This window comes from Herbaspirillum sp. GCM10030257 (assembly GCF_042666555.1).
Taxonomy (GTDB): domain Bacteria; phylum Pseudomonadota; class Gammaproteobacteria; order Burkholderiales; family Burkholderiaceae_D; genus Noviherbaspirillum.
In genome coordinates this window covers 113,585-140,419 of sequence record NZ_JBHTDH010000005.1, presented here as the reverse complement: position 1 = coordinate 140,419, position 26,835 = coordinate 113,585, and the positions used below count along the sequence as shown (strand labels likewise).

At 56.7% G+C, this 26,835-nt stretch carries 19 protein-coding genes and 1 riboswitch; of the genes, 7 read left to right on the top strand and 12 right to left on the bottom strand.

The window, feature by feature from the left end:
• Positions 1 to 17: 17 nt before the first annotated feature.
• Positions 18 to 452 carry a DUF3597 domain-containing protein gene (locus ACFQUU_RS09595; protein WP_382246103.1) on the bottom strand — a complete coding sequence of 145 codons (435 nt, stop codon included), beginning with the start codon at positions 450 to 452 and terminating at the stop codon, positions 18 to 20.
• 231 nt (positions 453 to 683) lie between these two features.
• Here ACFQUU_RS09595 and ACFQUU_RS09590 point away from each other — a divergent pair, with 231 nt between their 5' ends.
• On the top strand, positions 684 to 1,826 hold the full coding sequence (locus tag ACFQUU_RS09590) for a zinc-binding dehydrogenase (RefSeq protein WP_382246101.1): 1,143 nt from the start codon (positions 684 to 686) through the stop codon (positions 1,824 to 1,826).
• Between the two features lie 402 nt (positions 1,827 to 2,228).
• On the opposite strand, the gene ACFQUU_RS09585 is transcribed toward ACFQUU_RS09590, so the two are convergent.
• The 3 genes from ACFQUU_RS09585 to ACFQUU_RS09575 all read right to left on the bottom strand — a co-directional run bounded on the left by ACFQUU_RS09585 (position 2,229) and on the right by ACFQUU_RS09575 (position 6,259).
• Positions 2,229 to 4,556, bottom strand: a complete 2,328-nt coding sequence (locus ACFQUU_RS09585; protein WP_382246098.1) for a DEAD/DEAH box helicase — start codon at positions 4,554 to 4,556, stop codon at positions 2,229 to 2,231.
• A gap of 210 nt (positions 4,557 to 4,766) precedes the next feature.
• Complete coding sequence (locus ACFQUU_RS09580; protein ID WP_382246095.1) at positions 4,767 to 5,246, bottom strand: cupin domain-containing protein; 480 nt, start codon at positions 5,244 to 5,246, stop codon at positions 4,767 to 4,769.
• Between the two features lie 74 nt (positions 5,247 to 5,320).
• Complete coding sequence (locus ACFQUU_RS09575; protein ID WP_382246092.1) at positions 5,321 to 6,259, bottom strand: DMT family transporter; 939 nt, start codon at positions 6,257 to 6,259, stop codon at positions 5,321 to 5,323.
• A gap of 136 nt (positions 6,260 to 6,395) precedes the next feature.
• On the opposite strand from ACFQUU_RS09575, the gene ACFQUU_RS09570 reads away from it, so the two are divergent.
• Positions 6,396 to 7,208, top strand: a complete 813-nt coding sequence (locus tag ACFQUU_RS09570) for a helix-turn-helix domain-containing protein (protein WP_382246090.1) — start codon at positions 6,396 to 6,398, stop codon at positions 7,206 to 7,208.
• Positions 7,209 to 7,400: 192 nt separating this feature from the next.
• Here ACFQUU_RS09570 and ACFQUU_RS09565 read toward each other — a convergent pair whose 3' ends face one another.
• The 4 genes from ACFQUU_RS09565 to dnaA form a co-directional block, all read right to left on the bottom strand.
• Positions 7,401 to 9,089, bottom strand: coding sequence for a VCBS domain-containing protein (locus ACFQUU_RS09565; RefSeq protein ID WP_382246087.1), 1,689 nt, complete (start codon positions 9,087 to 9,089; stop codon positions 7,401 to 7,403).
• A gap of 46 nt (positions 9,090 to 9,135) precedes the next feature.
• Positions 9,136 to 9,210, bottom strand: a riboswitch (cyclic di-GMP riboswitch).
• A gap of 821 nt (positions 9,211 to 10,031) precedes the next feature.
• Positions 10,032 to 12,527, bottom strand: a complete 2,496-nt coding sequence (gene gyrB, locus ACFQUU_RS09560; protein WP_382246084.1) for a DNA topoisomerase (ATP-hydrolyzing) subunit B — start codon at positions 12,525 to 12,527, stop codon at positions 10,032 to 10,034.
• Between the two features lie 270 nt (positions 12,528 to 12,797).
• Positions 12,798 to 13,904 (bottom strand): DNA polymerase III subunit beta, encoded by a 1,107-nt coding sequence (dnaN, locus tag ACFQUU_RS09555; protein ID WP_382246081.1) that lies wholly within the window; start codon positions 13,902 to 13,904, stop codon positions 12,798 to 12,800.
• 335 nt (positions 13,905 to 14,239) lie between these two features.
• Positions 14,240 to 15,685, bottom strand: a complete 1,446-nt coding sequence (gene dnaA / locus ACFQUU_RS09550) for a chromosomal replication initiator protein DnaA (protein ID WP_382246079.1) — start codon at positions 15,683 to 15,685, stop codon at positions 14,240 to 14,242.
• Between the two features lie 703 nt (positions 15,686 to 16,388).
• On the opposite strand from dnaA, the gene rpmH reads away from it, so the two are divergent.
• From rpmH to mnmE, 5 genes are all read left to right on the top strand, one after another.
• Positions 16,389 to 16,523, top strand: coding sequence for a 50S ribosomal protein L34 (gene rpmH, locus ACFQUU_RS09545; protein WP_057289000.1), 135 nt, complete (start codon positions 16,389 to 16,391; stop codon positions 16,521 to 16,523).
• A 28-nt stretch (positions 16,524 to 16,551) separates the two neighbouring features.
• On the top strand, positions 16,552 to 16,938 hold the full coding sequence (gene rnpA / locus ACFQUU_RS09540) for a ribonuclease P protein component (RefSeq protein ID WP_382246076.1): 387 nt from the start codon (positions 16,552 to 16,554) through the stop codon (positions 16,936 to 16,938).
• The gene (yidD, locus tag ACFQUU_RS09535) at positions 16,935 to 17,192 is read left to right on the top strand and encodes a membrane protein insertion efficiency factor YidD (RefSeq protein ID WP_382246073.1); all 258 of its coding nucleotides are present in this window, start codon (positions 16,935 to 16,937) and stop codon (positions 17,190 to 17,192) included. Before rnpA ends, yidD begins: the two co-directional genes overlap by 4 nt.
• 29 nt (positions 17,193 to 17,221) lie before the next feature.
• Entirely contained in the window at positions 17,222 to 18,874 is a 1,653-nt protein-coding gene (gene yidC, locus ACFQUU_RS09530) for a membrane protein insertase YidC (protein ID WP_382246070.1), read from the top strand.
• A 146-nt stretch (positions 18,875 to 19,020) separates the two neighbouring features.
• Entirely contained in the window at positions 19,021 to 20,403 is a 1,383-nt protein-coding gene (gene mnmE / locus ACFQUU_RS09525; RefSeq protein WP_382246068.1) for a tRNA uridine-5-carboxymethylaminomethyl(34) synthesis GTPase MnmE, read from the top strand.
• Positions 20,404 to 20,810: 407 nt separating this feature from the next.
• Here mnmE and ACFQUU_RS09520 read toward each other — a convergent pair whose 3' ends face one another.
• The 4 genes from ACFQUU_RS09520 to ACFQUU_RS09505 all read right to left on the bottom strand — a co-directional run bounded on the left by ACFQUU_RS09520 (position 20,811) and on the right by ACFQUU_RS09505 (position 26,745).
• On the bottom strand, positions 20,811 to 21,242 hold the full coding sequence (locus tag ACFQUU_RS09520; RefSeq protein WP_382246065.1) for a DUF4186 domain-containing protein: 432 nt from the start codon (positions 21,240 to 21,242) through the stop codon (positions 20,811 to 20,813).
• 19 nt (positions 21,243 to 21,261) lie between these two features.
• Positions 21,262 to 21,483 carry a hypothetical protein gene (locus tag ACFQUU_RS09515; RefSeq protein ID WP_057288995.1) on the bottom strand — a complete coding sequence of 74 codons (222 nt, stop codon included), beginning with the start codon at positions 21,481 to 21,483 and terminating at the stop codon, positions 21,262 to 21,264.
• 184 nt (positions 21,484 to 21,667) lie between these two features.
• Positions 21,668 to 22,801, bottom strand: coding sequence for an HD domain-containing phosphohydrolase (locus ACFQUU_RS09510; RefSeq protein WP_382246062.1), 1,134 nt, complete (start codon positions 22,799 to 22,801; stop codon positions 21,668 to 21,670).
• A gap of 26 nt (positions 22,802 to 22,827) precedes the next feature.
• Positions 22,828 to 26,745, bottom strand: coding sequence for a PAS domain S-box protein (locus tag ACFQUU_RS09505; RefSeq protein ID WP_382246059.1), 3,918 nt, complete (start codon positions 26,743 to 26,745; stop codon positions 22,828 to 22,830).
• Positions 26,746 to 26,835 lie beyond the last annotated feature (90 nt).

The window sequence follows — 26,835 nt, the reverse complement described above, 5'->3', positions numbered from 1 at the left end:
AATGCCGGTACTGTGAATTAATCCCTCAGGTCGGCAGGCACCTTGCCGCCATTCTCCGCCAGCTTGTTCATCACCTGCTTGTGCAACCAGATGTTCATTGACGCGGAGTCGTTCATGTCACCGGTGTAATTCAGTTCCTGGGCCAGTTCCTTGCGGGCATTCAGGCTGCTGTCGAGATCGAGCAGCTTCATCAAATCGACGATCGAGGTACGCCAGTTCAGCTTCTGCCCATTCTGCTGCGCCTTCTGGTTCAGAATGGCTTCAACATCGACTTGCTCGATTGCCGCTGGCGCTGCTGCCGGAGTCCCCGTTGCACCTGGTGCCGCCCCTGCAGGTGCGGCTGGCGTAGCTGCGGTCGTGGTGTTTTGCGCTGTCTGCGTGGCATCGACTGCCTGGTCGCTCTTGGCACGGGATGGAAAGATCTTGTTGAAAATATTGCCCAGTATGCTCATGTCTGACCTTTACGCGGTTGAAGTTTGAAGAATCAAAATGACCATGGATTAAGACGACCGCGATGAAAAATAAGTTCTTGGCATGCATTGAACTTAGTCAATGGATCGCTCCGAACTGCCTTGCAAACCTGTAAATCCCCTCGGTGATAAGATCGGCGTGGTCATGTCAAGGTATAGCCACCTACCATTCCATCGCGCTATTGAGCTACTGAGCCACTGAGGAGATCACAATTGAATACCACGAATACCGAAAAGTCTGGGCTGCAACTTCGTTCACTTGTTAAACAAAGCGGCGAACTGGAATTGTCGCTAGTCAGCGTGCCCGTGCCGACGCCGGCCGAGAACGAAGTGCTGGTGCGTATTGAAGCCTCTCCCATCAATCCTTCCGATATCGGTCTGCTCTTCGGCGCTGCCGACATGAGCACCGCGACCGTCGTGGACACGGATAGCGGCCCGCTGGTTACGGCGCGCATCCCCGAAAAGGGCATGAAAAGCATGGCAGCCCGGCTGGGCATGTCCATGCCGGTCGGGAATGAAGGCGCCGGCACCGTGATCGGCACCGGTACCTCCGATGCCGCCCGGCAGTTGATGGGCAAAACTGTTGCGGTCCTCGGTGGCGCCATGTACGCGCAATATCGATGCGTTCCGGTGGACCAGTGTTTGCCGCTGCCCGAAGGAACCACTGCGGCAGAAGGCGCCTCCTCGTTCGTCAACCCATTGACCGCATTGGGCATGGTCGAGACCATGCGCATGGAAGGGCACAAGGCCTTGGTCCATACCGCTGCCGCATCCAATCTCGGTCAGATGCTGAACCGGATCTGCCTGAAGGATGGCATCGATCTGGTCAATATCGTGCGTTCGCAGGAGCAGGAAGATCTGCTCCGGAAAATCGGCGCGAAGTATGTCTGCAACTCCAGTTCCGATACCTTCATGCAGGACCTGACCGATGCGCTGGCGGTGACAGGCGCGACCATTGCGTTCGATGCCATTGGTGGCGGCCGGCTGGCAGGACAAATCCTCAGCGGCATGGAAGCGGCGGCAAACCGAAACGCCAAGGAATACAGCCGTTATGGCTCCACCACATTCAAGCAGGTCTATATCTACGGCGGCCTCGACACGCGTCCGACTGAAATCGTTCGCGACTTTGGCATGACCTGGGGCATGGGCGGCTGGCTGCTGTTTCCGTTCCTGCAAAAGGCCGGCCCTGCTGTCGTGCAGCGGCTCAAACAACGCGTTGCTGCGGAACTGAAAACCACCTTTGCCAGCCATTACACGAAAGAAGTATCGCTTGCCGAGGCGCTGCAACTGGACGCGATTGCAGCGTATGGCAAGCGTAGCACCGGGGAAAAGTATTTGATTACGCCCTGGAAGTGAATGTCGTGTGAGCTGGTATGCGCGCCTTGGCGTGTACCGCGCCTTACTAAGCATTTATTTGAGAGGTCAGTAAGTACTTGATGCACTCAACCCCCATCCCAGCCTTCCCCCTGCTAGGGGGAAGGAGTCTGCAGGCGATGGCGGGCAGGTTAATGGGTGTTTTGTTTCCAGCCAAGTCCTAATGGGATGCGTCTGAAAACAGGACCGGTGTCCTCCTACTGTCCGGGAAAGGACCGGTTCCTTCCCCCTGAGAGGGGAAGGCTGGGATGGGGGTTGAGAGTGTCAAGTATCGACTAACCTCTCAACAGAGAATGGGCCTGGCAGCCTGAATCAGGCAAACACTTCACCAATGCATCAGCAAGCTAATCTGCCTGCCAACCAAAAGTCAGCAGGCAAAGACCATCATGCCGGCTTGCCGCCCTTACGCTGCGGCTTGGACCCGGCCTTCCCACCAGTGCTGCGCTTGCCGAATCCTTCAGTTGCCTTGCGTGGCGGCTTGCCTGCCGACTTCTTCTCTTCAACCCGCCGTTCGGCGCCTTTTCTTGGCGCACTCAAGGTGATCTTCTTTCCACTGGTTTTTTCCTGAGTGGGAGCGACGCCGGAATGACTGATGCGCAGTGGATGTGCGCCCACGCTCACCGTTTTCAGCTGCTCGAAAATTTCGTTCGGCATGCCATCCGGAAGATCCAGCAAACTGTAGTTGTCGAATATCTCAATGCGGCCAATGTACTTTGCATCAAGTCCGGCCTCGTTCGCTATCGCGCCAACAATATTGGCGGGCTTCACGCCATGAACATGCCCCACTTCGATACGGTAAGCCTGCATGCCGACTTCGCCTTTCTTGCCGGAGCGTTCCTTCTTTGGCGGCGCGTCGTGCTCTACGGGTTCTTCACGTGCGGGCCGCTCCTTGCGTGGCGGCTTTTCGGCACGTGCGTCGCTATGCGCGGCTGATGGTTTTTCCTGCGCGCGTCCCGGGGGAGCGGATGCAGTTGACATAGCCGCCGGCTCACCGTCACGGCTGATGCGTAGCTGCTGGCCGGCGACCCAGACGGTTTTGAGATGGTTCAGCAGTTCGGGAGGCATGTCTTCCGGCAGATCCAGCGTACTGTGATCGTCGTAGATTTCGATGCGGCCGATGAGCTTGGCGTCGATTCCCGCTTCATTGGCAATTGCGCCAACGATGTTGCCGGGTTTGACGCCATGGGCATGGCCCACTTCGATACGGAAGCTTTGCATGCCCGCATCCGGCTGGCGGTCGACGCGCGCCTTGCTGGCAAACGCCGCGCGGTCAGGGCGGTCCTTGCGTTCAAATCGGTCCGGCCGTTCGCTACGTGTACTGCTTTCGAACTTTCCAGGACGGGCTGAGCGATCGTCTGACCATGAGCGCTCGGGTAGCGGCTCGCGCTTGTTCTTGTCTAACAGCAGGGGCACGTCGCCCCGTGCCAGTTTTGCGAGCGCGGCGGCGATTTCAACAGCCGGGACATTCTTTTCGCGTTCGTAATCTTCAATCAGCGACTGGAAAATTTCGAGGCCACCGGCTGCGAGCGTGTCGCTGATCTGGTCCTTGAAGCGGGCGATGCGCACATCATTGACCTCTTGAATGCTTGGTAATTCAAGCATGGATATCGGCTGACGGGTTGCGCGCTCAATGGTCTTCAGCAGATTGCGTTCGCGTGGAGCGATAAACAGGATTGCTTCGCCGCTGCGCCCGGCGCGTCCGGTACGGCCAATGCGATGCGTGTAACTTTCCGGGTCATGCGGCACGTCGTAATTGATCACATGGCTGATGCGCTCGACATCGAGGCCACGCGCAGCGACATCGGTGGCAACCAGGATATCGATTTTGCCGTCCTTGAGCTGCTGGATGGTGCGCTCGCGCTGTTGCTGCACGATATCGCCGTTAATTGCCGCTGCAGAAAATCCACGCGCCTGCAACTTGCTCGCCAGCTCTTCGGTAGCCAGCTTGGTGCGCGCGAAGATGATCATGCCATCAAAGCTCTCGGCTTCCAGGATGCGTGTCAATGCATCCAGCTTATGCATGCCGCTGACCAGCCAGTAGCGCTGGCGTATGTTGTCCGCTGTGCCGGTCTTGGCTGCGACGGTGACCTCCGCCGGATCGCGCAGGTAAGTCTGGGCGATGCGTTTGATCGCCGACGGCATGGTCGCTGAGAACAGCGCTGTCTGGCGCCCCGCCGGGGTCTTCTGCAAAATGGTCTCGACGTCATCGATAAAACCCATGCGCAGCATTTCATCGGCTTCATCCAGCACCAGTGTCTTGATCTGCGAAAGGTCGAGCGAGTTTTTTTCCAGGTGATCGATGACACGTCCGGGTGTACCAACGACAACATGCACGCCACGCCGCAGGGCGCTCAGCTGCGGGCCATAGCTCTGGCCGCCGTAAATCGGCAGCACATGAAAGCCGGGAATGTGACTGGCATAGCGTTGAAAGGCTTCCGCAACTTGGATTGCCAGCTCACGTGTGGGCGCCAATACCAGGGCTTGCGGCGCGGATTGCCGGATGTCAATGCGCGCCAGGATGGGCAATGCGAATGCCGCTGTCTTGCCGGTACCGGTCTGTGCCTGACCAAGCACATCGCGGTTGTTGAGCAAAATAGGAATGGTGGCCGCCTGGATGGGCGATGGCGCTTCGTAACCGAGTTCGTTCAGTACGCGCAGCAGCGGTTCGCTGAGTTTCAGGTCGGCAAATAGGGGATGGGGCAATTCGGACATGGGTTGCTCAAAAGATTGTTCTGATCGCGGATGGACAGGACTTGTTCGCAGTTTACTCTCTTGTTGGCAAACTAGATAAGTTGTCGTGGGCGTAGGGGAAACTTATTGAGTGAAAATGCGGGCCATCCAAGCTGGAGTTGGCTGGCTACCCAAAAGCATATCCCTGCTGCGAAAGACAAGCTAGCAGCTGACCGCAGTGTGCTAACAGCCTTAGTACGGTGTTCCGTCCTTATGCTGAAACTGCCATTTCCCTTCAACAAGCGATGCCATGAGGTCGTCGTCCGGATAAGTGCCTTCATCGCCGGGCGTCCGATCGCCGATTTCGAGATAAACAACTTCATCAGACGTCTGGTTGATCAGGCAGTGGCCATTGCCTGTGCCTGCTTTGAAGCCCGCACACATGCCTGGCGAGAGTTGCGTTTTTCCTTCGTCGATGTGTAGCATTGGGTGGCCCTGCAAAATATAGAGGAACTCATCCTGCCTGGTGTGAGCGTGACGAAGCGAGGAAACCGCACCGGGAGCCAAGCGGGTGAGATTGACACCGAAGTTGCTGAGTCCGAACAGATCGCCGAGAGCACGCTTCTCCCGGCCTGACATGCGCGATGCAAATGGCTCGGGATAGTTCGACGGTTTGACACGCGGTGGTACGTCCGCTGCGACGACTGCGACCGGATGTGATTGCTCTGGCATGATGACCTCGACAGTTGAGAATCTGATGCTAACGCTCAAGGTAAGAGGCTGGGCTGCATTTCAGCGTTCAGCGTTTACTGAGGTTTTGGTGTCATTCGACGTGCCGCAGCCACCAACCATTCGTAACCACTGACCAATCCGATCCCGCTGAGCACCATCAGTGCACCCGCAAAAAATGTCGACTCGATCGCTTCGTTGAGCAACCAGGCCCCGAGAATAACGCCGAAAATCGGTGTCATGAATGACAGCACGCCGAGTCGTGAAGCGGCGTAATGACGTAACAACCAAAACCATACAAGAAAACTCGCAAACGACACAATCAGCGTTTGAAATATCAGGCCACCCAATGCGAGTGGGGTTGGATTGATGGACAACTGCCCGCTCGTTGCCGCTGCGATAAACAGAAGAACAAACGCCCCAAGGAGTTGATACAGGAGTGTCTCGGTTGCCGGTGCACGCGAAAGACTAGTACAGCGGATCACGACATTCGTTGCACCCAAGGACGCACCTGCAGCAAGCGCCAGCAAATCTCCCCACATCGTGTCGCTAACGTGAGAGAACGATTCCAGCATGCCGTGCCCAAGGAAGGCAGTGACAATGCCAATAAAGGCCACGCCGATACCGATCCACTGCCACGGTTCAAGACGCTCTGCCGGCAATTTCCAATGCAGGCCGAGAGCAGCAAAAATCGGCCCTGTGTACAGGAAGACGGCGGTATGCGCGGCGCTCGTATAACGTAACGCAGCACCGACGAAGAGATACTCCAGCGCAAACAGGATGCCGACAACGAGCCCGGGTCGCCACATTCCCTGCACAAACGATATCTTTTCTTTCCTTACACACATGATCAGTCCGACAAGAAGCGCGGCGATGCCGGAGCGAATCGATACCTGCAGCAAGGGGCTTATATCGCTTGCGGTTGCCTTGAGCGCCACTTGCTGCATTCCCCATACGATGCAAAGCACCACCATAAGCCCGATTGCCTGTCCGTCCAGTGCCTTCCTTGCATCCATGATTGTTCCTTCGATGTCTTCCTGTAATGAAGAAACAGTATGCGCTTGGCGGTAAATATAGATATAGTGAGAATCAGACAGTGGATCCCTTAATCCCGCCACGTTAAGCAGATCGCTTCAAAAAGCGCGCACCCCAATGAAGACACACGTAAAGCATCTGTATCGCCCTCCGTTCAGCGAAGCCCTTCCTGCGCCAATCTACTTTCGTTCGGCCAGCATTCCCGCTGAGGCGGTCAACCCGCAACATCATCATGTATGGGGGGAACTGGTGTATTCCTTCAGCGGCGTCATGGAGGTAAAACTTGCGGACCGCCACTATCTGGCCCCACCGCAGTACGCGGTCTGGCTTCCGCCCTTCGTCGAGCATATGGGACTGAACAAGTATGAAACCACCTTTTGTTCGGTGTATATCGCAGAGGAGCTTTGCTCGGCACTCCCCAAGACGGCGTGCGCCCTGACAGTCAGCCCTCTTTTGCGTGCAGTTCTTGAACATCTTCGAGATCATCCGCCGCAGGAGCAACGGTCAGAAGCAGAGGATAGACTTTTGCGGGTCGTATTAGACCAGCTCGCCAGCGCCGCCTGTGTCGGTAGTTACCTTCCCACTTCGGACGATCCGGTACTGGGGCCTGTGTTGCGAATGCTGGAAGCGCATCCTGGCGATACGCGCTCCCTTCCCGAGCTTGCACGCGAAGCAAACACGACCGAACGCACGCTGACACGCCGCTGTCAGCGCGATCTGGGAATGTCTTTCGTCGAATGGCGGCAGCGGCTCAGGGTTGTTAAGGCAATGCCGCTGCTTGAAGGCGCCCAGACCGTAGAGCGGGTGGCATTCGATCTAGGCTACAGCAGTGCTTCGGCATTCATCACCATGTTTCGCCGAATGCTAGGTGTTACGCCTGATGAGTTTCGCAGAGGGGCGAGCCATAAAGGAATATCTGGAGGAAGGTAAGCACAGATAATCAGACCACGGCGCAAACTATCTTTACCACCCGATTCGCGTACCAGCCCTTCATTGCTGGCCAGCTTACCAATGGGTTCGCTTTCGATTGCCTAACGATAGTCCGCGCCCTTACCCAACCCAGCCAGCTGTAAAAGAAAAGGCTGCAATGCGGCCTTTAATCCTACCTTTCTCTGTGTGCCCTTAGCTGACGACTACAATCTGTGATGCAGTGAGGCCCGCGTATCCGATGAGTACGATTTCGACTTCAGAAGCAACCCCGCCCGTTTTGAATTCAAATGTAGCTACGCTATCAAAAATGCCATCGTTCCCAATGTCCGTAACTATGAGGTTTTTGAATTTATAGTTCGGGGTGTAAGCCAGGAAATCATTTGAGTCGAAGTTCTCGATAGAGTTATATCTATCTCCGTTATTATCGTTCCGGCCGTGGTTGACCAAGTACCTTTCCACTTTGTTGACCGGCGCTGAATCCGTGCCGCCTCCTTGCGCCGGTGTCTCATCAAGGCCTGTCACGCTTACCTGGATCGTTTCCGATGTTGAACCATCAATCGAGGTGAGGACGAGTTTATCAATCACTTTCTGATTGCCGGCCAAGGCCTGGACTTGTTCGCTGTCGTTAGCCAACGAATAAGTCCATTCGCCTGTCGTGACATCGATGGAGAAAGTGCCATATTGGCCGGCCAAGCTCTCTGGGGTACGGAAACCGGCCTCGCCGGTATCAATGTCTTGCACCGTCAGCACACCGCTTGCGGTTGCATCACCATCTTCCGATACGCTACCGGTGATATCGCCTTCAATCTTGGCGGCATCGTTGGTGCCTGCCACATCGACACTGATTGTTTCCGATGCAGTGCCGTCGAACGAGGTAATGACGAGTGTATCCGAAACCAAAGCACCTCCTTTGAGTGCCTGAACGTTTGCATCGCCATTACGCAGTGAATAAGCCCATTCGCCCGTTGCTACATCGAAGGTGAAATCACCATAGGCCCCGGACAGAGATGTCGGCATCTGGAAAATAGACTCACCGGTATCGCGATCGATGACGATCAGCTTGCCGGTAGCCGCCAGCATGCCATCTTCGGTGACGCCGCCGTTTACGGTACCGGAAATGGAGGCAATATCATTCACGCCAATCAGATCAAATTGCAATGTTGCGGGTGCGGATGCGGCACCGTGCTCATCCTGCACCTTGACCTCAAAGCTGGCCTTGGCGGTAGCGCCCGCGTTCAGTGCATCGACCTTGCTGGCATTGGCAACAAAGCGATATATCCCTGTTACGGCGTCGAGTGTCAACGTGCCGTAGGGATCGGTGCTTTCCTGGCTCCCGTCCAGAAAACTGTAGCGCAAAACAGCGGTACGGTCGGCGTCGGTGCCAGCCAGCTTGCCTTCCACAATGCCTGCTGCATCAGCTTCGGCCGTGTCCAGAATAGAAACCGGCGCAATGGACGCCAGCGTAGGCACATCGTTGACGCCAGCGATTTCCACTGTGGCCTTTGCTGTGCTAAGCGCGCCGTTTGCCATACGAATGGTGTATTCGAAGGTATCGGTAAACACCTCACCAGCGCCATAGGCTTGCAAATTGGTGGTCACCGTGGAGGCGTTATAGCCAATGGTCCCATCGGCATTGATGGAAACCGTCGCGCCGCTTGCGAGCTTCGCGCTCGTAATCACGGGGAACTGGGTAATGGAAGCTAGTGTTGTTGCTCCGTTCTGCAACAATGAATACACCTTTGCAGAGCCTGGGTCGTTGCTCAATACATCCAATTTTGCGGACAGGTTTTCTTCTGTTAGACCTGTGGAACCTGAGACAAGGAAATCATCTTTTGCAGCACCGGTTAATGTGGCGACTTTGACTGTAGTTTTTGCTGCCATGGTTTTTCCCTGTTTAAAGTAAATGGCTGGTTGCCGACCTATCGACTTTGGCAACCCGGCCATCTCAGAGAGATCCGTGGCTTTCCGACCCTACATCGCTGCAGGTGTAGCGCTTACAATGAGAAAATTATAGTTGATTTCCAATTCGCAACGCCGCATATATTAGAAGATGTCAACTATTTTTACTTTCGATAACGTCTAGTCTCTTAAAATGAGGGAGTTGGATATCACCTTCTTTCTAGTTCCCCAATAAGACGTTGCTGTAGCGCAAGAACAATAAGGCTGCGGGCCGTAGTATGCGCATACATATCTCATCTAGGGCTATCCCGGCGACGCGCCATTTCTTTCTGTCTGCATCCCCGGTTTTACCAATTGGTGTGGCATATATTCCACGCTGTCTGCGGTCCGGACCACACATTGCTCATCTTTTTCAGACTTCATAAATTGCGCACTGCGATTGAGGCCACTGACACGACAGGCAAAAAGCGTGGCAAGACTCAATTAGTCTGTGGCTTCAGTGCATCATCAATCCACTGCCCCAACATCCTGACCGCGGCTTTCTTGCCGAATGCGCAGGGGGCAGGTTTTCTTCTCCCAGCAAGCTGTAAGCGTCGGCGTTCGAGCGGCGTTCGAGCGCCGTGCCAGCTGTCAAGAAGCGGCTTCTGTCAGACTGCAGAAGCTCAAGTGATTTTCTCTATTGGCCGGTAGCTGTCCCCGAAGCAGATTCCTGCAAAGCCTCGCGGTCTCATCGACATAACGAAAAAGGCCAGCGGTTCAACGCTAGCCTTTTCAATTTCACAGCCATCTGCCTGACTTGATAGGCCGGTCACAATTACTGTGGCGACCGTACGCTTATAGTAGGATTTCTTCATCAAGTTTGAAAATTTGTTTTCACCGCAGTGAGACAATTTTCATCTTCTCTGAGAACCTACAAGAACAACATCAAACGTCAATATTCCCCGCCTGCAGCGCATTCAACTCAATGAACGCCCGACGCGGTTCCACATCATCACCCATCAGCGTGGTGAAAATCTGGTCAGCAGCAATCGCGTCTTCAATCTGCACCTTCAGCAAACGTCGCACAGTCGGATCCATCGTTGTTTCCCACAACTGCTCGGGATTCATCTCGCCCAGGCCTTTATAGCGCTGCTTCGAGACACCACGCTCGGCTTCGTCACGCAACCAGCTCATCGCTTCATGGAAGTCGCGGATCGCGATTTCCTTGGCTTTGTCGCCTTGTCCACGACGCACCATCGCGCCGGGGCCAATCAGGCCCTTGAAGGTCGCTGCGGCAGCCGACAGCACCTGATAATCCGGGCCATGAACGAAGTCGGCATCGATTACGCTGATCTTGAGGTTGCCGAAGTGGCGGCGCTGGATGCGCAGCATGTGCTTGTCGGACAGTTCGTCGGACTTGACTAGGACTTCGACAGCCGGGTCGTTGATCGCCTTGCCGAGCGCGGCAGCCGAGGCCTCCGCATTCTCGACGTTATCGAGATTGAGCGTGACGCCGGTCATGATCGCTGACAGCGCCGCGTCATCCACCGCGCGCGACAGGCGCATGATGATGGCGTTGGCGGTGTTGTACTGGCGGACCAGCTCGGACAGGGCGTCGCCAACGATGGGCGATGCATTGTCGGTCGGGATCAGCGCCGCGTCGTTGAGGGCGATCTGCATCATGTAGCTGGCTTCTTCGACGTCGTCCTTCAGGTAGCGCTCGTCACGGCCATGCTTGACCTTGTAGAGCGGCGGCTGGGCGATGTAGACGTGGCCGCGCTCGACCAGTTGCGGCATCTGGCGATACAGCAAGGTCAGCAGTAGCGTGCGGATGTGGGCGCCGTCAACGTCCGCGTCGGTCATGATGATGATGCGGTGGTAACGCAGCTTCTCGACGTTGAATTCGTCCGGGCCGATGCTGGTGCCGAGGGTAGCGATCAGGGTGGTGATCTGCTCGGACGACAGCATTTTTTCGAAGCGTGCTTTTTCGACGTTGAGCACCTTGCCGCGCAGCGGCAGGATCGCCTGGAACTTACGGTCGCGGCCCTGCTTGGCGGAGCCGCCCGCGGAGTCACCCTCGACAATGTAGAGTTCGCACAGCGCCGGATCTTTTTCCTGGCAGTCGGCCAGCTTGGCGGACAGGCCGAGGCCGTCCATCACGCCTTTGCGGCGGGTCAGTTCGCGGGCCTTGCGCGCGGCTTCGCGGGCACGTGCGGCTTCGACGATCTTGCCGCAGATGATTTTGGCGTCGTTCGGCTTTTCCATCAGGTAGTCGGTCAGCGTCTTGGCGACGATTTCCTCGACCGGGCCGCGCACTTCGCTGGAGACCAGCTTGTCCTTGGTCTGCGAGCTGAACTTCGGTTCGGGTACTTTGACCGACAACACGCAGGTCAGGCCTTCGCGCATGTCGTCGCCGGAAATCTCGACCTTGGCTTTCTTGGCGAAGTCGTTTTCTTCGATGTACTTGTTGATGACGCGAGTCATCGCGGCGCGCAGGCCGGTCAGGTGGGTACCACCGTCGCGCTGCGGGATGTTGTTGGTGAAGCAGAGCACCTGTTCGTTGTACGCATCGTTCCATTGCATGGAAACGTCGACACTGATGTTGGTGCCATGCTCGGACATTTTTTCGCCGGTCGCCTGGAACACGGTCGGATGCAGCACGCTCTTGTTCTTGTTGATGTATTCAACAAAGCCACGGGTGCCGCCCTCGAATGCGAAGTCTTCTTCCTTGCCGGAGCGCTGATCGGTAAGTTTGATGTGCACGCCGTTATTGAGGAAGGACAGCTCGCGGATTCGCTTGGCGAGGATGTCGTAGTGGAACTCGACGTGCGTGAAGATTTCTTCGTCCGCCCAGAAATGGACTTCGGTGCCGCGCTTGTCGGTTTCACCAATGACCTTGATCGGCGAAGTCTGGACACCATCATGGTTTTCCAGTTCGCGGTTTTGCACGATGCCCCTGGCGAATTCCATCGTGTGGACCTTGCCATCGCGGCGAATCGTCAGCTTGAGCAGTTTGGACAATGCATTGACGCACGACACGCCGACGCCATGCAGGCCGCCCGAAACCTTGTAGGAATTCTGGTCGAACTTGCCGCCGGCATGCAGTTCGGTCATGACAATCTCGGCCGCACTGCGCTTGGGGTCGTGCTTGTCGTCCCATTTGATGCCGGTGGGGATGCCGCGACCGTTGTCGGTGATCGAGATCGAATTGTCGGAATGAATGGTGACGTGGATCTCGGAGCAATGGCCAGCCAATGCCTCGTCAATCGAGTTGTCGAGCACTTCGAATACCAGGTGGTGCAGGCCGGTGCCATCTGAGGTGTCACCGATGTACATGCCGGGACGCTTGCGCACTGCTTCGAGCCCTTCGAGGATCTGGATCGAGGATGCGCCGTACTGGCTTTGCTGCGGTTGCGGAGTTTCTTGAGGAATCGCGGACATGGCTGCTTTCTGATGATTCGAGTTACGACTAAAGAGCGAGAGGCTTTGGGCTTCCTCTCCATTACAACGAAAAAGAGGCCTGGGTTGGTGGCGGTGAAGTTGAGCACGTAAAATCGATAGATCGACTTCCTCACCCTCTTCCCAAGCTTCCCCGGCCAAACAAGCACGGGGAAGAAGCCCGTGAGCTACAAATTTTGCACTTTCTAAAACGCAGCAAAGGGGCGCGCCTTGACCACGGCGGCCCCCTTGCCTTCTTTCTTGTTCAATACATCAAATGCGCATCGGCATCACGACATACTTGAAGTCGCCATTCTCGGGCACGGTGATCAGTGCGGACGAATTGGCATCTCCAAGCGCGATGTTGACGCTGTCGCCTTTGAGGTTGTTCAGTACGTCGAGCAGGTAGGTGACGTTGAAACCGATGTCGACACTGTCGCCGCCGTAATCGATTTCGAGTTCTTCCACTGCCTCTTCCTGATCGGCGTTGGTTGAACTGATCTTCAGGCTACCCGGGGTGATAATGCAGCGGACACCCTTGAACTTATCGCTGGTCATGATCGCCGCGCGCTGCAGCGAATGGAGCAGCGTCTGACGATCGATCGTGAAGTTGTTCTTGTAGCCCTTTGGGATAACGCGGGTGTAGTCGGGGAACTTGCCCTCGACCAGCTTGGAAATCAGCTCGATATCCGCAAAAGTCAGCTTGACCTGATTGTTGGCGATTTCGAGGTCTACCGACTCGTCGATATCTTCCAGCAGGCGCTGCAATTCAAGGATGGTCTTGCGCGGAATGATGACTTCCTGGCGCTGGAAATCCTGTTCGGTCTCGACCTGGCAGAAAGCGAGGCGGTGACCGTCGGTTGCCACGGCGATCACATTCTTGCCATCGACTACGAGCAACAGGCCGTTGAGGTAATACCGGATATCCTGCTGGGCCATTGCGAAGTGCACCATGTTGAACAAGTGCTTGAGCGTCTTCTGCGGCAAAGTGACCTTGGCGTTGAAGTGCTCGGCCTGCGACACGGTCGGAAATTCTTCGGCGGCCAGCGTCTGCAGCGCAAAGCGCGATTTGCCAGACTGGACCGTCATGCGCTTGTTGGCCAGCGATAGGGAAACATCGCCTGAATCCGGCAGCGCACGAAGGATATCGAGCAGCTTGCGCGCGGCCACCGTGGTCGCTGCGACTTCGCCGCCGCTGCCAACATTGGCATGCGTGGTGATCTGCACTTCGATGTCGGTCGACAGGAAAGACACTTTCTCGCCGTCCTTGCGAATGAGGATATTGGCCAGAATCGGCAATGTGTGCCGACGCTCGACAATACCACTCACAATCTGCAGCGGCCGGAGAAGCGTGTCGCGTTGGGTTTTCACCAATTGCATGCTTTTTATCCTTGTAGTGTGAGTTGAAACAATGCTGTGAATCGGAGAAAAGGCCTGTTGCTTACCGACGGTCGCGAGCCGGATCGAGCCATTTCTAAATACCCTCTATTTTGACAGAAAAAGGTTCCTTTCAATGAAATAGAACGGCGTTTTGTTGCCGCAGCGACAAGGCAATCTACAGGGTAGACCGCTTGCTTTGCCGAGGTGGCGCTGTCTTTCCAGGATACCGAGCGGCAAATCAATGCAGAAATGCCGGACGGGGTCGTTTGCCCCGGAGCGACATTCCGGGACAGCCCGTGCCGAAACTTATCCACAAGCCGGTAAGCAGTGGTGGATTAGCCCTTCAGGGTCTGCTCGAGGACGTGGAGTTCGTGGTTGACTTCCGGGCTCTTGCTACGATCCGCTGCGATCTTTCGCACGGCATGCAACACCGTCGTGTGGTCGCGGCCACCAAACAATTCACCAATTTCGGGGAGGCTTTTCTGCGTTAATTCCTTGGCAAGATACATCGCGATCTGGCGCGGACGAGCAATATTAGCCGGGCGCTTTTTCGAGTACATGTCGGCAACTTTAATGTTGAAAAAGTCGGCGACCGTCTTCTGGATGTTCTCCACCGATATCTGTCTATTTTGGACCGAAAGCAGATCTTTCAATGCATCCTTGACAACATCGATCGTAATATCTTTGCCGTGGAAGCGGGAGTAAGCGAGGATCTTGCGCAGCGCGCCTTCGAGTTCGCGGACGTTGGAGCGCAGGTGCTTGGCGACGAAAAAAGCGACGTCGTCGGACAGTACGGCACCTTCCTGTGCAGCCTTCTTAAGCAGAATGGCGACACGCATTTCAAGTTCCGGCGGTTCGACGGCGACCGTCAGACCGGAATCGAAACGTGAAATCAGCCGGTCATCCATGCCGGTGATTTCCTTCGGATAGGTATCGCTGGTAATAATGATTTGTTTCTTGGCCGCAATCAACGCTTCAAACGCGTAAAAGAACTCTTCCTGTGTCCGGCTCTTGCCGGCGAAGAATTGAATATCGTCGATCAGCAGCATGTCGAGCGAATGGTAATACCGTTTGAAATCGTCGAAACCTTTGCGTTGGTAAGCAGTCACTACGTCGCGAACATATTGCTCTGCATGAATGTAGCGGATGCGTACGTTAGGTTTATCGTTCAGCAACTGGTTACCGATCGCATGGATCAAGTGGGTCTTGCCAAGACCTACGCCGCCGTAAAGGAACAACGGGTTATAGGAAACACCTGGATTATTGGCCACCTGGATCGCGGCGGCGCGCGCCAGCTGGTTCGCCTTGCCGGTCACGAAACTTTCGAAGGTCAATGCTGTATTGATCTTGCTTTGGTCGCGTCGTGCGGTGTTTTCGATCAGGATGTCAGCCCGCTCAATTGGGTCTGGTCCCTGGTCAATCATTTGATCATGGCGGCCGTTGCTGCCATTCTGACCATTCTGACTGTTATGGCTATTGCTGCCATTTCCGCCAGATGAGGCGTCGGCAACCGCCGGAGCCGGGCGACGTACCGCATTGCCGCGCGGGTCCAGAATAAACTGGACATCAATCGGCGCTTCCCAGTATTCAGATGCAAGTGTGGTGATCCGGCTGGCGAACTGGGTTTTCACCCAGTCGAGCTTGAAGCGATTGGGCGCGGCGATACGCAGACGGCCATCTTCAAAATCGATGGGCGCCAACGGTTTAATCCATGCACTGTATTGTTGGGGCGTAAGCTCCTGTTCCAGCATTGCAGAACAGGTTTGCCAGAAATCTTCCATGTATTTTTCTATATCTTGTTATGTGGAAATTAAATTGGCCCGGTCCAGACGATACCTCCCTCTATCAGCTTGCTGCCCGGCCCATAGCTACGATCAGGATTTGAGCAGGGCGCAGAATCGATATGTCAGCGATCGGGTTTATCCACACGGGAGAGCTATTCTAACGCCGGGCAACAGAGTTATCCACAGGCTGGGTCATTTTTCCCACATAATAAATTGCTTGCCATTCGCAGAAATTTCCGCTTGAGGAAGGTGCGGCAAGCAAACATCCAACATCGTGCTGATGAAATATACAGCATGTCAGAATGACCATGCCGTGCCGAGGATATTTTTAATTTTTATGCAGTTTTCTCAGGCTTGGTAACATGAACTTTAAACAATTCATCACAAATCGGCCTAGGCCGAATGCGCGCGGAATGGACTTGGCAAAGCTTGAATTACCCTTCCTGGACTGCCCCGTATTGTTCGCATCAGAATTGGTTTACCGCTCCCGCTTCTCTGCCAACAGACCTTGCACAATGGCACAAAATCCCTGCGAAACCGCGCCGGCTTGCCATTCCCGCCATACCTAAGTGATTGACAGAGAAGCGGAAAAGAGTGTCTAATTGCGGGTTCACTGCCTGTTGCGTTTTGTGTGTAGCGCACAAAACAAGAATGGGCCGCGTGATGATTCCACCCATTTTTGCCGATTAGCGAGACCAACATGAAACGTACTTACCAACCTTCCGTCGTACGCCGCAAGCGCACCCATGGCTTCCGTGCACGTATGGCAACCCGCGGTGGCCGCGCTGTGCTGAACGCACGTCGCGCCAAAGGCCGCAAGCGTCTGGCTGTCTAAGCCAGGCACTGCAACCGACGCTGCCGACGTGAGCGAAGATCGTTCACACAGCTACGCACGCGATCGGCGAATCGTTAAAACGGATGATTTTTCATCCGTTTTTCGTTTGCGGCCCGTGTATCGGACCGCACATTTCGTCCTTTATGCGCGCAGCACTCAACTAAGCCACGCCCGGCTTGGCATTGTCGCAGCTAAACGTTTCGCGCCGCGTGCGGTGACCCGCAACACTATCAAGCGTGTAGCGCGCGAACTGTTCCGCCAGTCCGACCTGCCGGCGATCGACTGCATCGTCCGCCTCTCCAGGCCCGTGAACTCCAAAGCCGAACCCGCTACCACCGTCAACCTGAAAGCGCAATTGCGCACAGAACTGACCGAGTTGCTGGCTTCGCAATCGAAGTTAAAGGCCCGGGAATGAAAACGCTTTTGCTGCTACTATTGCGCGCGTACAAGCTCGGCATCAGCCCTTTTCTCGGGCCCAAGTGCCGCTTTTACCCTAGCTGTTCCGACTACGCGACCGAGGCGATCCGTATGTATGGCCCGGGCAAAGGCAGCGTGCTGGCGGCAAAACGTTTGTGCAAGTGTCATCCCTGGCATCCGGGCGGTTTCGATCCGGTGCCGCAGAAAACAACCGATGAGCCAGATGCCAAGGCCTGCGGTTGCCATCACTGAAATCCTGACCACACTGACTGATTATATTTATGGATATCCAACGTACCGTTCTGTGGGTTGTGTTCTCGTTGTCCCTGCTTCTGCTGTGGGATAACTGGATGCGCCACAACGGCAAGCCCTCGATGTTTTTTCCGGGCCTGACACAAGAGGTCGCCAAACCGGCTGCGGGCAATGCGCCGGCAGCCAAGGGTGATGTGCCACAAGCCAGCACGTCGGCGGCACCAGGCGCTGCGGCTGTTCCGGCTGGCGCTCCGGCAGCGAAAAGCGAGATCGTGACGATCACGACCGACGTGGTGAAGGTTGATATCGATACGATGGGCGGTGAAATCAAGCGCCTGGAACTGCTCAAGCATAAAGACGCGGTGGATCCGAACAAGAACATGCTGTTGTTCGACCCGGGCAGCAAGCACACTTATCTCGGCCAGACCGGCTTGATTGGCGGCGATTTCCCTAACCACAAATCCGCTTACATTGCCAAGCCTGGTCCACGTACGCTGGACAATGGCAACCAGGTGCAACTGGTGCTCGAATCCGAGCAGGGCGGCGTCAAACTGATCAAAACCTACACCTTCACGCGCGGTGAGTACACCATCGGCGTCAAGCATGACATCGTCAATAACAGCGGTGCGCCGATCAATCCTTCGCTTTACCTGCAGTTGGTACGCGACGGGAACAATATGGAAAACGAGTCGCACTTCTACAGCACGTTTACGGGTCCGGTGGTCTATACCGACACTGACAAGTACCAGAAGATGACTTTCGAGGACATCGAAGAAGGCAAAGCCAAGCACGCAACAAAAGCGGATAACGGCTGGGTGGCACTGGTCCAGCATTACTTCGTGACGGCGATCGTGCCGCCGGAAAAAATGTCACGTGAAATCTACACCAAGAAGATTGGCAACAACTTGTACTCGACCGGCACCATCCTGCCGGTAGGTACCGTCGCGCCGGGTGCCACGACTTCTGTCGAATCACGCCTGTACTCGGGTCCGCAGGAAACCGAGACCTTGGAAAAGCTGGCTCCCGGTCTTGACCTGGTGAAGGACTACGGCTTGCTGACCATCATTGCCAAGCCTATTTTCTGGCTGATGACACAGATCCACAAAATCCTGGGCAACTGGGGCTGGACCATCATCGCGCTGACCGTGCTGATCAAGCTCGCCTTCTTCCCGCTGTCCGCGGCAAGCTACCGCAGCATGGCCAAGATGAAGACGGTGACGCCGAAGATGCAATCGATTCGCGAGCGCTTCAAGTCCGATCCGGCCAAGATGAACCAGGCCATGATGGAACTGTACCGGACCGAGAAAATCAACCCGCTCGGCGGCTGCCTGCCGATCGTGGTGCAGATCCCGGTGTTCATTGCACTGTACTGGGTGCTGCTGGCATCGGTCGAAATGCGCAACGCGCCGTGGCTGGGCTGGATCCAGGACCTGGCTGCGCCGGACCCGTTCTACATCCTGCCGGTGCTGATGGCGGTATCGATGTTTATCCAGACCAAGCTGAACCCGACGCCGCCCGATCCGATCCAGGCCAAGGTCATGATGTTCATGCCTATCGTGTTCTCGGTAATGTTCTTCTTCTTCCCGGCCGGCCTGGTGCTGTACTGGGTGGTGAACAACATCTTGTCGATCGCGCAGCAATGGGTAATCACCAAGAAAATCGAGGCTGGCCAACCGGCATAAATGCCCTGTCAGGCTCTGTCAAAAAGCCCGCATTGCGCGGGCTTTTTTCTTGTGGCGCTAAACTGCCGTTGTAAAAACTTCCCACGCCACTGCCACCCGTCGTTTTCTGTTGCCCGCGCCGGTAACACAAACCTACAATCGTTTCCATGAACTACGACTCCTCCCCCATCGCAGCCATCGCCACCGCTCCCGGACGCGGCGGCATCGGCGTCGTTCGCATTTCCGGCAAAAATCTCACGTCAGTCATGCAGGCAGTCTGCGGCCCGAAAGCACTGCAGCCACGGCATGCGACCTACCTGCCTTTTCGCAATGAAGACGGCAGCGCGATCGACCAGGGTCTCGCCATCTATTTCAAGGCACCGCATTCGTACACCGGCGAAGATGTGCTGGAATTGCAAGGACACGGTGGCCCGGTGGTGATGCAAATGCTGCTGGCGCGCTGCCTGGAAGCCGGCAAGGAGATCGACCTGCGCCTTGCGCAACCGGGTGAATTCACGCACCGCGCTTTCCTGAACAACAAACTGGACCTGGCCCAGGCCGAAGCGGTCGCCGACCTGATCGAGGCATCGACCGAAGCGGCGGCAAAATCCGCATCGCAATCGCTGTCGGGTGTGTTTTCCAAGACCATTCATGCGCTGGTCGATAAGGTCATCCATCTGCGCATGCTGGTCGAAGCGACACTGGACTTTCCGGAAGAGGAAATCGACTTCCTGGAAAAGTCGGATGCGCGCGGCCAGCTGGAACGTATTCGGGCCAACTTGGCGGAAGTCTTTCAGCAGGCCTCGCAAGGCGCCCTGCTGCGTGATGGCTTGAATGTCGTGCTGGCCGGTCAGCCGAACGTCGGCAAGTCCTCCCTGCTGAATGCGCTCGCCGGTGCAGAAGTGGCGATTGTCACGCCGATTGCCGGCACTACCCGGGACAAGGTGACGGAAACCATCCAGATGGAAGGCATTCCGCTCAATATCATCGATACCGCCGGCATCCGTGACGCCGGTGATGAAGTCGAACGTATCGGTATCGAGCGGACCTGGGGCGAAGTGCACAAGGCGGATGTCATCATGCATCTGCTGGATGCGAGCCGTGGACCGACGCGGGCCGACGAGACCATTGTCAGCCGTTTTCCACCGAATGTCCCGGTGCTGCGCGTCTGGAACAAGATCGACCTGTCAGGACACAAGCCGGCGGTCGACCGCATGAGCGATGCGACACATGTCTACCTGTCGGCGACCGACCGGAGCGGCATCGATCTGCTGCGCAAGGAATTGCTGCGCGTCGCCGGCTGGCAGCAGACGGCAGAGTCACGCTTCATCGCGCGCGAACGGCACTTGCTGGCCTTGAAGGCGGCCCGTGATCATCTCGATATCGCAGCCGAACTGGCCGCCAGTGGCGGCCAGACCAATGATCAGGCGCTCGACCTGCTGGCCGAGGAACTGCGCATCGCGCAAGACAAGCTGAACAGCATTACCGGCGAATTCACGTCCGATGATTTGCTGGGCGTGATTTTCAGCCGTTTCTGCATCGGGAAATAATTACCTGTCAATCGCCCCTTGAGGTTTATCCTCGATTCGTCCGATGTGTTAGCTTTTGTGTAAGAAGCACACACCGTACGCAGTCAGAAACCCGTTCTTCGCACGCCCATGCCAACCTTCCCCCTAAAAGGGGTAGAAACTTTACCGCGCATGCCCGCACTGCAGTAACAAATTGACCGTCAACGACGATGACGACGCGGGGTCTTCTCGATGCGCGCCGCGCGCAGCTTCAAGGATCGCCGCACCGCATAGGTCGCGGCAATCAAAACCATATAGTTAAGTGCAATGATGATTTCCATGTTGTGCTCCTCTGGTTGTCTACCTGCCGGGCGATGCAAGAGGCATTCCCGCTGCCTTGATTTTGATCAAAGGAAAGTTTCCCTTGTGAATCATTGGCTTAGCTAAGCTCATCCTTGGTTGTCCACAGGATTGTCCACGGCATTTGTGGGGAAGTCGAAAGCCGATTGCGCCGATGCGCGCGGTGCGCGAGCCGCTTCAATACGCAACCAACGCTCAAGTACCGAAATGACATGCCGGCGTTCCGCTTCGCCCAACACCCTGCCGGCAGCGATGCCATGCCATTTTGCCAGGCAGGCGCGACAACACGTTGCCGTCGCATGCTGCGCGACAAATACCGGGTGGCCGCGAAACGGCGTTTGCTTTCCGTCGTTTTCCGGGTTGGCTGGCGCCAGGCGCGTGTCGATGAAGTCGCGGGCATGCCGCATGACTTCATCGACGCCCTGGTTTCCCAGGTAGGTACGTTCCTCGGGCTTAAGGTGGAATCGCCGGCGAAACGGCGATCTTTGCAACGCGCGGAAGACCGCGTCGATATGCCTCATCTATCTGTTGCGAGGCAAATTACGCTGCTACATCGGCCAGCAGCCGATGCGCGAGGGCTGTGGCTTGTTCCAGTGCCTGCTCAGGACTGTCAGACGGCGCTTCCACCGTGTGACGCGCATCCTCCGAATCTTTGCCGTGTTCCCGACTGACCAGAACCACTCCTTGATACCGGCCATCGGCCAGTTCCTGAATATCCGCTTGTGCAACCCAGTCTGCCTTGGTGTATTTCACTGCTGCCATGGCGTTCTCCTTTCATCCATATGGAGGTATGGACTATCCCGGGCGTCAGATGTTCGCAGTTGCGGTGATTTTCATCATAGGGAAAATTCCCTGAAGAATCAGATGGATAGCCAATTCTGGCATGCTTTATCCACAGGATTAGCCACAGGAAATGTGGGTAAGGCAGGGCTTGCGCGGTAGTGCTTCAAGCAACGGCGTTGTCGTCTGTAACATCGTCACGGTATTGGGTGGCGATGGCGCGAACCTGTTCTTCGATCTCAATAAAGGCATCGAGGATATCGGGGTCGAAATGCTTGCCCCGCCCTTCACGCATAATGTGCATCGCTTTGTCGTGGCTGAACGCAGGCTTGTAGACCCGCCGTGTGATCAGGGCATCATAGACATCGGCGACTGCCATCAGCCGTGCCGAGGTTGGAATGTCATCGCCCGACAATCCTTCGGGATAGCCTGAGCCATCCCACTTTTCCTGGTGCGAATACGCAATTTCACGCGCAAAGGTAAGAAAGTCGTTACTGCCGCCGAGCTGTCGCTCCACCGACAGGATGGCATCGCGGCCGTAGACTGTATGCAGCTTCATGATCTCGAACTCTTCGGCATCAAGGCGGCCGGGCTTGAGCAGGATGCGATCCGGTACGCCGACCTTGCCGATGTCATGCAAGGGAGCAGACTTGAACAACAGTTCAATATTGGCGTCGGTCAGCAGAGCGGAAAAACGCGGATGCGTCTGTAGCTTACGCGCCAGTGCTTCGACATAGGCTTGGGTGCGGCGAATATGGTTGCCAGTCTCGTTGTCGCGGGTCTCGGCGAGCGAGGCCATGGCCATGATGGTCGCATCCTGCATCTTCACGAGTTCGCGAGTGCGTAAGCCGACCATTTGCTCGAGGAGGTCGTTCTGGTTTTTCAGCTGCTGTCGCGCGTTCTTCAGTTGCAGTTGGGTGGCGACGCGCGCCATCACGATCGGTGGGCTGATCGGCTTGGTGATGTAATCGGCAGCCCCGAGCCCCAACCCCATTTCCTCGTCTTCCGGCCGTACCCTGGCGGTCAGGAAAATAACTGGAATATCGGCGGTGCGTGCATCTGCCTTGAGCCGGCGGCAGGTTTCATAGCCGTCCATCTCCGGCATCACGACGTCGAGCAGGAGCAGGTCGGGCAGCGGATCGGCGGCGGCAATCTGCAAGGCCTTGATGCCGTTGGTCGCGATCCTGATCTTGTACTGCTCCTTCAGCAAGGCCGATAACAAAGCGATGTTGTCGGGCGAATCATCGACCAGCAGGATGGTCGGCTTTTGCACGACGCCGGACGATTGCGTGCTATGCATCGAATGTGCTGAATGCGTCGGATGCGTCATGCCATGCCTTCTGTATTTTCAATCTGGTAGCCTGCCGCCCGCGCACTCTCGCCCAATGCGGCGAGTGCATCGTCGAATTCATACTGGCGCATTGCCTTGTTGATGCGTTCCAGCGCATCGGTGCCAAGCGCGGTAGCCAGCAATCCCGAGGCCTGCTCGAGCAGTTCGGTAGCGTCGGCATCGGAACCGCGCAGCAATTGTGCGAACCGGAAAATGGTCGATTGCATGGCGTCGCGGTCCACAGAAGCGGGAACCAGCGTGGCGGCGGGCGGCGCTTGGCGCGGCAAGACTTTATCGATCGCTGCGTGCAAGCCACGCAGCGTCATGTTCAGGTCGTCCAACATCGGCTGCAATTGTTCGCGCACGAGACCGCGATGGATGTCTTGTTCAATCTGGCCGCACAGGCGCTGCAGCTTGCGTGCGCCCAGCAGGCCGGCGACACCCTTGAGCGTGTGGGCGAGCCGCTCGGCGGCGATGCGGTCATGCTCAAGTGCCTCGGCGATGGATTCGGCGGACTCGCGCTGTCCTTCGCGGAAGCGTCCCAGCATCTGCAGATAGAAGGAACGGCTACCCATGGTACGGGACAATCCATCCTGCACATCGATGCCATCGATAACCAGTTCGGGCTCCTGTTCGGGCAGGCCGCTGTCCGCTTCGGTCACTGCAACCGGGATGTCTGGCCTGGCGTACCGCGGACACCAGCGCCGGATGGTGCGGTAGAACTCGGCAGGATCGACGGGCTTGGCGAGATGGTCGTTCATGCCGGCAGCAAAGCAGCGCTGGCGTTCTTCAACCAGCGCGTGCGCGGTCATCGCAATGATCGGCAGACCAGCGAACCGCCCATCGGCGCGGAGCAGGCGCGTCGCTTCATGGCCATCCATTTCCGGCATCTGCACATCCATCAGCACCAAGCCGTAGCAATCGGCATCCGCTGCTAGCAGCTTGTCCAAGGCAATGCGTCCGTTAGCGGCAATGTCGACTTCGATGCCGGCAGCCTCCAGCAATTCGGTCGCAATCTGCTGGTTGATGTCGTTATCTTCGACCAGCAAGACACGCAGGTCCGCAAACCGTGGCGTCGCTTCACCCGGACGATCCTGCGTCAATGCCGATTTCGGAGCGAACAGGTTGACCAGCGTATCGACCAGCACCGACGCATTGACTGGCTTGGCGAGCACGACATCGGCGCGTGCACGGCCGATACGTTCACGTGCTTCCTCACTGCCATGCGCGGCCAGCAGGACAAGGCGCGGTACGCCGGTCAGCACATCGTCATCCCTGACGGCATCGATGAGTGCGATGCCATCCATGCCGGGCATCTCAAGATCCGTAAATACGGCCGCATACGGCGCGTTGCCGTCCGCCGTGTGAATCATGTCCAGTGCCTGGCCGGCACTGCTGGCGAGATCGATGCGCACCGGCAGCATGCCCAGCGTGTCGGCCAGCACCTTGCGCGCATGTACGTTGTCGTCGACCAGCAGGACGCGCACGCCGTTCAGCGCATTGGGGACGGTGGTGCGTCGTTCGGGCAAGTCGGTCAGGCCGAACCAGCCGGTAAAGCGGACGCTGGTGCCGGCGCCGAGTTCGCTGTCGAGCGAGATGGTGCCGTTCATCAATTCCACCAGGTGTTTCGAAATTGATAGCCCGAGCCCGGTGCCGCCATATTTGCGGGTGGTCGATTCATCGGCCTGGCTGAAGGCGCGGAACAATCTGGCGGTCTGCTCGGGCGTCATGCCGATGCCAGTGTCGCGCACCGTGAATTGCAGCTGTATCCGGTCGGTGCCGGTTTCCAGCACCTCGCAGGAGACATGAATTTCGCCGTGATCGGTGAATTTAATCGCGTTATTGATCAGGTTGATCAACACCTGCCCCAGCCGCAGTGGATCGCCGACCAGATGGCGCGGCACGTCGAGCGGAAACGCGAATAGATACTCAAGCCGTTTTTCATGCGCTTTGGCACCGGTCACGGCGGAGAGATTGCCGAGCACATCGTCGAGATGAAAGCTGACATGCTCGACATCGAGCTTGCCGGCTTCGATCTTTGACAGGTCGAGGATGTCATTGATGATGCCGAGCAGCGACAGCCCTGCGGTACGGATCTTTTCAATGTAGTCGCGCTGCTTGGTATCGAGTTCGGTGCGCAGCGCAAGATGGGCCATGCCGATGACGGCGTTCATCGGCGTGCGGATTTCATGGCTCATGTTGGCCAGAAAGATGGACTTGGCCCTGGTGGTTTCCTCGGCGTGCCGGCGCGCGAGTTCGGCTTCCTTCAGCTCGCCCTGGATCTGCAGGGTTTCAAGGCGGATGCGCTCAGCCACGCTCTGCTGCAGGCTTTCTTCAAGACGCCGGCGCTCGGTGATGTCGGTCATGAAGGACAGCGTTGCCGGTCGCCCTTCCCACTCGATCATCACCGCCGACAGTTCGACCCAGATGATCTTTTGATGGACTGGATTGACAACACGGAAATGGTAATACTGTTGGACTGCATCACCTCGCAGGCGGCGCATATGGTGATCGGTCACCAGGCTGCGGTCGTCGGGATGGACGGCACTGGTGAATGGCATGACGAACAACTCTTCGGGACTGTAGCCGGTGATTTCGGTCAGGCGCGGATTGGCAAACACGAAATGCCCGTCCTGCACGACAAAAATACATTCCGTGACGTTGTTGACGACCTGACGGTAATGTTCTTCCGACTTGTTGAGCGCTTCTTCGAGATGACGGCGTCCGGTGATATCCATGACCACCCATACGGTGCCGCGCGACAGGTCGTGCCGGTTGACCGCGCGCCCGGACAGATAGGCCCAGAACAACGTTCCATCTCCACGCCGCATGCGCAGCTCGGTTTCGTACGATTCGCCACGGCTGACCGCAGCGGCGACCGCCGCACCAGTCTTCAGGTATTCCTCGCGGGAGGGATAATGCAGTTCCAGCGACTTGCCGATGGGATCGACCGCGTTCACCCGGAACATCTGGAACATCGCATCGTTGGCCCAGTTCACCCGCCCTGCCTGATTCAGGAACACCATGCCGACAATGGAGTTTTCCAGGATGGTTTCGCGCTCATCAAGGGTTTGCTTGAGGCGGTCCTCGAGCATCTTGCGTTCGGTGATGTCGGTGATGAAGCAAAGCGCGTCCTGTTGCCGGCGCCGGTCGCTCTGATCGGGCAGGAAAGCGAGGATGGCGGGCTGCCCTTCCCAGTCGATGCGCACGGCGCTGGATTCGACCCACGCGATGCTGCCGTCGCGGCGCACCGCACGAAACAGGATATAGCGCGAAACGGCCACCTCGCCGTCCAAGCGGCGCTGGTAATGCCGCATCACGTTGCCAACATCTTCAGGATGGATCAAGGCGGTGAATGGCTGCTTCAGCAATTCTTCCGGTGCAAAGCCCGACAGCTCGGCGGCACGAGGATTGGCATAAATCAAACGATCGCCCTGCACGACGACAATCGCTTCGCTGACATTCTCGACAACATCGCGATACCGGTCCTGGGAGCGGCGCAGTACGGTTTCTTCGGCGGCCTTGCGCTGTTCGATATCGGTAAAGGTAATGACCAGACGGCGCGCGCCATCGGAAAGGGTCATTACCTGGAAACTGACAATGGTGGTCAGCAGCGAGCCGTCCTTGCGGCGCATTTGCCATTCATTCGGCAAGCGTGACGATGCGGCAAATAATTCAGCAAGGAAGTGATCGCCGAATGCCGCGATGTCGGGCGGCGCAACCATTGTCCAGTGGCGACCGGTGATTTCGTCGGACGCATAACCCAGCATCCGGCAAAAGGCCTGATTGGCGCGCAGAAATATGCCACCGGGATCCAGGAAACAAATTCCGGTTCCCGTCGCTTCGAAAGCCGCTTGCAGCAGTTCGATGTCTTCCGTGGCGCTATGGCTATGTGTTGTCGGTTTTGCCGTCATCCCGCCGTCCGCTTATTATCATCGGCATGGTCTGCCTCCCCGGTAAGCAACGGAATGCGGTCTGCCTGTCTTTCCCGTTGATATCAGGAA